The sequence below is a fragment of the Legionella gresilensis genome (assembly GCF_900639865.1).
In the GTDB taxonomy this organism is placed as follows: Bacteria; Pseudomonadota; Gammaproteobacteria; order Legionellales; family Legionellaceae; genus Legionella_C; species Legionella_C gresilensis.
The window spans coordinates 71,209-78,312 of sequence record NZ_CAAAHX010000014.1; the positions used below are offsets into that span (position 1 = coordinate 71,209).

The window sequence follows — 7,104 nt, forward strand, 5'->3', positions numbered from 1 at the left end:
ACTATTTAATCGTTTAAAAAAGGGAGCATTGTCACTAGCACAGAAAGTCTAGAATTAAGTTTTTTAAATTAAATATTCTCTGTGTTTAGGAACAGAAAGGAATAATTTATGAAACAGTTTAACAAACCACATGTATCCATATCGAAAGTTGTTTTTTCTGGTGGAAATGAGTTTACTCTTTCCCCACAGGATAAGATAATAATTGTTGGACCAAATAATAGCGGAAAATCACAATCTCTTCGTGAAATTTCGGAAATTTGTCAAAATGGTAAACTATCACAAGCAGTTGTGATTTCTGATCTAGAGATTAAAAAATCAGGAAGTACTGAGGATTTTAAAAAATTTCTTCAGAGTGAAGCAGAATACATTAATGGTTATTATAGTTATAAAGATTGGCATTTACATGAAAACATGATTAACCACTGGTCCTCTAGCCCTTATCTTATAAATAATCTCGCTATAGGATTTATTAAATTAATCGCAGCTGAAGAACGTTTAACAATATGTAAGAAGCAATCAAGTATTTCTCCAGGTCAACAAAAATCAAAACCACAACATATTTTATACGATGATGAAGAGCTTATGAAAAAAATAAGCACTCTCTTTTATCATGCGTTTAAAGAAGATCTTATGTTTGATTTTAGAGGAGGAAGCGTTCTGCCAATTCATGTCGGAACCATTCCAAATAAAGAAGTATTAATTAACCGAGTTGGCGACGAATATGTAAATAGAGTTCGCAAAAATCCATTGCTAGATAAACAAGGCGATGGTATGAAGAGCTATGCCGGCATTTTGTTTGAGGCTATTGTAGCAAATCGAGATATCACTTTAATTGACGAACCAGAAGCTTTTTTGCATCCACCTCAAATGCGGCGATTAGGGGAAACTCTTTCCTCTAAAGTTTCAGGACAGCTTATTGTTGCTACACACAGTAGTGATATTCTTCGTGGATTTTTAGAAGGTACTCGCGGAAATATTAGAATATTAAGAATTTGCAGAGAGAACGATGTAAACAAAGTTTATGAAGCATCTCAAGAAGTCATAAGAGAACTTTGGAGGCAACCTGTTCTTCGTTACTCAACTGCCCTGGAAGGAATTTTCCATGAGCAAATAATTATTTGTGAAGATGATAGTGACTGCCGTTTATTCGATTCAATTGCAGACTATATATCAGCATTATCAGAAAAACCTTGGAAAGATACATCATATATTCCTTCTGGCGGAAAACATAACATACCTAAAATAGCTGCTGTATTACTTAAAGTTGGGGTTCCAGTTAAGGCTGTTTTCGATATGGACTTTTTATCTGATTCTAATTTAGTAAAATCAACAGTTGAAGCATTTGGCGGTGTTTGGACGCAATTAGAGGGCTTATGGAGGCGTATTGACTGCGAAGTGCGCAAAGGAATTGAAATTAAAACTAATGATGAAATAAAAAATGAAATAATCAAATTATTAAACGATAGTGCTACAAATGATTCTCTTCCAAGTAAAAATGATATTTCAAATATAATGAATCAAAATAAAGCCTGGGCCCAAGTTAAAAGATACGGTATTACTGCTATTCCTCGCGGTGATGCTCAAAGATATTACAATGAACTTAAAGCAAAGTTAAATGAAATTGGGATATTTATAGTGCCTGTAGGAGAAGTTGAAAATTTCAATCCCGAAGTTGGATCCCATGGGCCAAAATTTGTTACTAAACTTCTAACAGATTATCCATTAGATAGTACTTGTTTAAGCCCACTTAAGAGTTTTGTGACAGAAATTCACGAAGGAATTATAAAATCTGACAGTGTTTAAATAACTCAGTCAGATCTAATAAATTTTTATAATAATGAGCACTTAGTAGTGCTGTATAAGAATAATAAAAATAATTCAGGCTGATCTTTCTAGCTCTTGTACTTTGGTTTGATGACTGGAAAAGAGTGTCACTAATAATAAAATTACTGTCCTAAAAGCCACCAGATGTTATTAAAATAGCTACTCAAAAATAAATTAGTTACTAAATAATTTCACCTTACTAATACAAAATATTAAAACGTGTTGCTTTACTTTCTTGAAAAGTAAACAACGGAGTACTTAATAATTTAGTATATTACCAATGCAGAAATATCAGCTCATAACTTTCAAAAGAGGTCCTGAAATAATGATTTGAGGACCTCTTCAATAACTGTATATATTCTTGAACGTCAGTACCTTTTATTTTTTGTAAGAGTTCCTTTTTTAGTTAAAATACATTCTTTTAAGGATGTTAAATAAAAAATCATCGCTAGAAACTATTACTTGTGGCACTGCCCCTAACCTACTCCCAAAAATTATAAATTAATCTTTTGAAGTGGAACTGGTTATTGATAGTTATTTTTTGTTTAGGTGACTTAAGACTAGAGCTTAAATTGAAAATAAACTTAAAAATCTGAATTAGAAAAATAGTTTATAAGCCTCTCTGCAAGAATTCTCAAATATAATTACTCTTACTTAGATTAGTTTTTGTGGCAGATTTTTAGAAAATTTCCTTTCTTAAATACAATTTAGCCATATAGCCTTCATTATAATAACCCATAGACTGATAGAAATCATGAGAGCCATCTTTTGCTCGTCTTAAGCCCGACGTAAGATCAACGATACAAGGACTTGACTGCTTTGCGAATTCTTCAGCCTTCTCCATTAATTTCCTTCCAATACCCTCACCCCTAAAATTTTTATCAACGACCAATCCTTCAATGTGAATCCGCGTGGTAGGCGAAACAAAAAGATAGCTTTTTGACCAGGCTACCCAACCAACAACAATACCTGCCTTTTCAGCAAGAAAAATCTCATAACCGTCTTGTTTAGTAAAAACCTCAAATTGTGCTTTTAATATTTCAAGCGATAGTGGATACCCTAATTGCTCTATTAAAGGCAGGAAGCTTGGAGCATCCTCTATTAGCGCTTTACGTATAGTAATGTCTAATGTCATATTTTTCTCTGCTAATTTTTTTAATAATGGAACGACTTAACCAAATAATCCTCTTATCTTAGCTAATGTGCTAAAATGGTTGTCTATTTTATGAGTTAATTTACTATTATCTAGCGCTCACATCCTCAACGCATACTTAGCTTAGATTTTAGCGACTTTTATATAAATACCACACAGCCTTATCCACAGAAATTGTGTATAACATATTGCAGTGCGAAATAAATATATCAACAAAACTCTATAATTGTTCTCACTTCCCTTATAAACCAGCTTTTCTTTACTAATCTTTACCTCTTCTAAGCAGCATGATGAGTATACAAGTCATACTCTAGCTCTGAAATAGTATTTTCAAGACGAATAAGTTCGGTTTGTAAATGTTCATAGGTTTGTTGCTGTATATTAATTTCTTTATGCCCTTTTGGTAAGGATTCAATGGTTTCACAGAGTTTTTCAAATTGTCGATTAATACTTAATCGCAATACATCGGCTTTATCTTGGAGATGATTTAATTGGTGCGTTTTTTCGCTACGTTTATCAGGTCCTGCTTTAAACGCTGGAGCGAGTTCCTGCTCAAGCGTTATAATATCCTTTGTAAGGCTAAAAGATTCGTCTTCTAATTGATTAAGTTGCCGTTTGATAGAATCCAGCAAGGCTTTTTTATCAATTCCCTTCTCTTGGCCTTGTAGAGCCAGCTCTAAATATCTCTTTTCACTATGGATAGCATGTCGAATGTTCCCTAATGCATCTTGCTTTTGTTTAAGCAAACGGTTTTTTTCAAAATGGGAGGTTTTTACAGATAACGCGTCTTGCTTGTTTTCCTTAGCTACTAATTTGCCAGATGTTTGTTTAAAGTGTTGGCCATAATCAGCGTGATTATAAAAGCCCTTTGGTGTACGCCAACGTTTTTCCCGCAAAAGCTTAGCAATAATTTGCACCTTATGCTGAATAGTCTCAACCTGCTTTAGCTGCGGTTGATTTATTAATGTAAAAATAATTTCTGCAAAGGTTTGCTCAGGTGATGAAAAGTGAACTTGATGCTCATGGCTTAAATTATTCATCATGCCCTTAATATAATTTTTTGTTCGCTCTCCTACCCTCTCCCCAATTATTTTTTCAATTGGATAGATTGGATAGAGTGTTTGGTTAAGGGGCTTAGACAATTTTTCCACATTTTCTTGACAACTAACTGTACCGTTAACTAGATAATTATGATCTTTTTCTTTATTTATAAATAAAGACTTTTTGTCTTTTTCGATCTCGCCATCTTGATTTAAAAAAGTGCATGGCGTTGTATGAGCATCAGTTAACTTTGTTGTTTCTTCCTGTATCTGAAGCAAATCAAGTAGTTTTTGGGTCACTCGAATATAGAGGCGTTTTGTGACACGAAAGCCATTTTTAGTCGATGCACTGAGCTTGCATGCCCGCTCGATTAATCCTTTTTGCTCAAACTCTTCTAAGTAGCGACTAATAGATCGTTCTGATAAGGCTAAGTCTTTAGCCATTTGTGATAAGGTCCTGGTAAACCAAATCTCCTCATCATTAAGCGTGTAGTTGGATATCTGCCACCAGAAGATACACTTATCTAAAAAGACTGCTTTATTATGGCTTTGGGTGTAGTCGACCAACCTACCAAAATGAGCATGAAAAATTGAACAAAAATTCCCCATAGATAATTTCCTTATCTTTGTTGTTTTTTTTAGGGAACGTAGCTACAATATAGATTGAGTAAAAACTAAATTTAAGCAAGGTAATCTTTCTTAATTTTAGTATGAATTAGCAGACGTTCCTAGCTAATATCTTAAGTTATGAAGAGTTGGCGCTCTTCATAACTATTCTTTTAATTCACTATCAACTTGTCATTATTCCTGTCCTTTTTTCAGAAAAACAAATAAAAAATCAATATTTAATAGATTGTCATTTCGGTAATTTTGGGTAGCAAATCTTTATATGTCAATAATTTTTTTTTTCGATTTAAAGGCAAATTGATAGCTTTTTGCTAGCAGATTGATAGCGAAAATAGAGCATATTGCTAGGTATGGAGCTATAAATTGCTAGCAATATGCTAGCAATATGCTATTTTAAAAAATTAATTATCTTCTCGAATTTCTTTTAATTTTCTCTTTATTGCTGGTCTTAATAACTCTAAACATACAGCATTCATAGATATACCTGTTAAGCTTACAATTTCTTGTATATCATGCCAGAAACTTTCAGGGGCCCGAATAAAGATACTTTTTGTAGGTTCCTTTTCTTTTTTGCGAGGCTGATAAGAATTTTCCTCACCTGTTTTATCAAAACGTAAAAATTCAGCCTCTTTCTTTTTCTTTTCTTCAGGTGTTAGAGGGGGTTTTTTGAATGGTGGTTTCTCAGACATGGAATACTTCCTCATATAGGGATAAAATTTCTGCTGAAGCTTTTTTATCCTCTGGAGATATTTCCTGAACACAGCAACCTAAAATAGCAGCCTTTCTATAAGCTATTCTTTCACTAACGATGGTATCGATTGAAGTAAGTTCATCAAATTCTTCTAAATACATAGAGGCTTGTTCTCCTTCCTTAACACCCGGATTCGGGGAGGCTTGATTAATCAATACAAAAGCTTTTAATTTTTCATTTATTGAACGAGCATCTTTTATATGACTATTAATTTTGGCTAAAGTCCAAAGATCAAATTGAGATGCCCTTAAAGGGAAAAAGGCTTTATCTGCTACAAGAAGGGAGGTTCTTAATTCCAATGAGTCACGGCCACCAGCATCAATAATAATATCATCGAATTTGCTTTTTAAGGCTAATATTTCTTGCTTAACATTATCGAATTTCTGTATGGTTGTTACACGTGGGCTATAACTATTCTCATCGCGAGTTAAAGACCAAAAGCTAGCAGTTTTCTGAGGATCTGTATCGACTAGAAGTGGATCAAATCCATCTATAGCTCTTGTTGCAGCTAAATTCGTAGCTAAGGTTGTTTTTCCTGTCCCACCTTTTTCACCACCAATTAAGATAATCATTTTATTTTTCTTCCTAAATTATACACACAAAAATGCTATCATATTGATAGCATTTTGCAATTGTTTTGAAAGCATTTTGATTGCTTGATAATAATTTTTTATAAAATTTTACTTATCCAACGCAATTTAATAAATTGCTATCAAAATGCAAGCTTTTTGATAGCAATTCGAAAGCATTTTGATAGCCAATTGATATCTGGTTATATATTTTAATATTAGAATGAAGTTTGAATATGCTATTGAAGTGCGAGCATAATGCGCTCACTTTAAAGGCAAAATGATATCAGCTTACTAAAGCATGTACGTATAAAACAAATTTTTAGGATACTAGCTAAATGCTAGCATAATGCATGTATTTTGAAAGCACTTAGAAAGTCAACGTTATTAAATTATAAATTTATTGGTAATGTAAAAATTACTATCATGTGCTATCAAAATGATTTCATAGAGCAATCAATTTGATAGCACTTTAATAGCATAATGCTAGCTTATATACTAGAAAAATAGGTGTGCATTATACATTAATAAATTTAAATTAGATTTAAGGAATGAAAATTCATTTTACAGAGTAATGTAAATAATATGATCAGGGTGTTTTTAATTATGCTATAGTTTCTAACTTTAAAAAAAGAGCGTTCAAAACAGCAAGTTCTTTAATAAAAGGATAATATGCAAGTAATAACATATAAAACTAGAATTTTGTAATTTATGTTTAAATTGAATATGAGCAGCTTTGCTCCAGTTGTTGAAAAGTATATTTAAGAAAATCAAAAGTTTTTTGATAGATACCATTATTATTTGACTCTCTAGGTCCTGCGATATTTAAAACCTTTATATCATTCTGCCTAATAAAATCCTGTATATTAGAAAAGTTTTCTTCCTGAGATAGTGAAATATCGATGATAAGATATGGTTTTTCCTGTACTGAAGCTTCACAGATTGTAAATGCAGTGCCACTGTCTTTAAGAAAAGGTAATGTAGGTACAATAACTAAAGTTCCATCAGAATCTTTTATATTGGCTTTTGTTCTTGCAGCATAGTTTTCTTTTTCAGTATTAAAATTTCCCGTGATCTCTATTAAGCTACTATATTTGCTAGGAATTATTCCAAGTTCATCTATACGGCCTTTTGGACACC

At 32.5% G+C, this 7,104-nt stretch carries 6 protein-coding genes; 1 reads left to right on the top strand and 5 read right to left on the bottom strand.

Features of this window, described 5'->3' with window-relative positions:
* Nucleotides 1-108 precede the first annotated feature (108 nt).
* Entirely contained in the window at nt 109-1,803 is a 1,695-nt protein-coding gene (locus tag E1P04_RS14895) for an ATP-dependent nuclease (protein ID WP_131783685.1), read from the top strand.
* Between the two features lie 700 nt (nt 1,804-2,503).
* On the opposite strand, the gene E1P04_RS14900 is transcribed toward E1P04_RS14895, so the two are convergent.
* The 5 genes from E1P04_RS14900 to E1P04_RS14920 form a co-directional block, all read right to left on the bottom strand.
* Nucleotides 2,504-2,959, bottom strand: a complete 456-nt coding sequence (locus E1P04_RS14900; protein WP_131783686.1) for a GNAT family N-acetyltransferase — start codon at nt 2,957-2,959, stop codon at nt 2,504-2,506.
* 296 nt (nt 2,960-3,255) lie between these two features.
* On the bottom strand, nt 3,256-4,626 hold the full coding sequence (locus tag E1P04_RS14905) for a hypothetical protein (RefSeq protein ID WP_131783687.1): 1,371 nt from the start codon (nt 4,624-4,626) through the stop codon (nt 3,256-3,258).
* Between the two features lie 419 nt (nt 4,627-5,045).
* Nucleotides 5,046-5,333 carry a hypothetical protein gene (locus tag E1P04_RS14910; RefSeq protein ID WP_131783688.1) on the bottom strand — a complete coding sequence of 96 codons (288 nt, stop codon included), beginning with the start codon at nt 5,331-5,333 and terminating at the stop codon, nt 5,046-5,048.
* Nucleotides 5,326-5,967 carry an AAA family ATPase gene (locus E1P04_RS14915; RefSeq protein WP_131783689.1) on the bottom strand — a complete coding sequence of 214 codons (642 nt, stop codon included), beginning with the start codon at nt 5,965-5,967 and terminating at the stop codon, nt 5,326-5,328. The genes E1P04_RS14910 and E1P04_RS14915 overlap by 8 nt, the downstream gene beginning before the upstream one ends.
* 712 nt (nt 5,968-6,679) lie before the next feature.
* A partial coding sequence (locus tag E1P04_RS14920) for a YpsA SLOG family protein (protein WP_131783700.1) occupies nt 6,680-7,104 on the bottom strand: 425 nt, incomplete at its 5' end.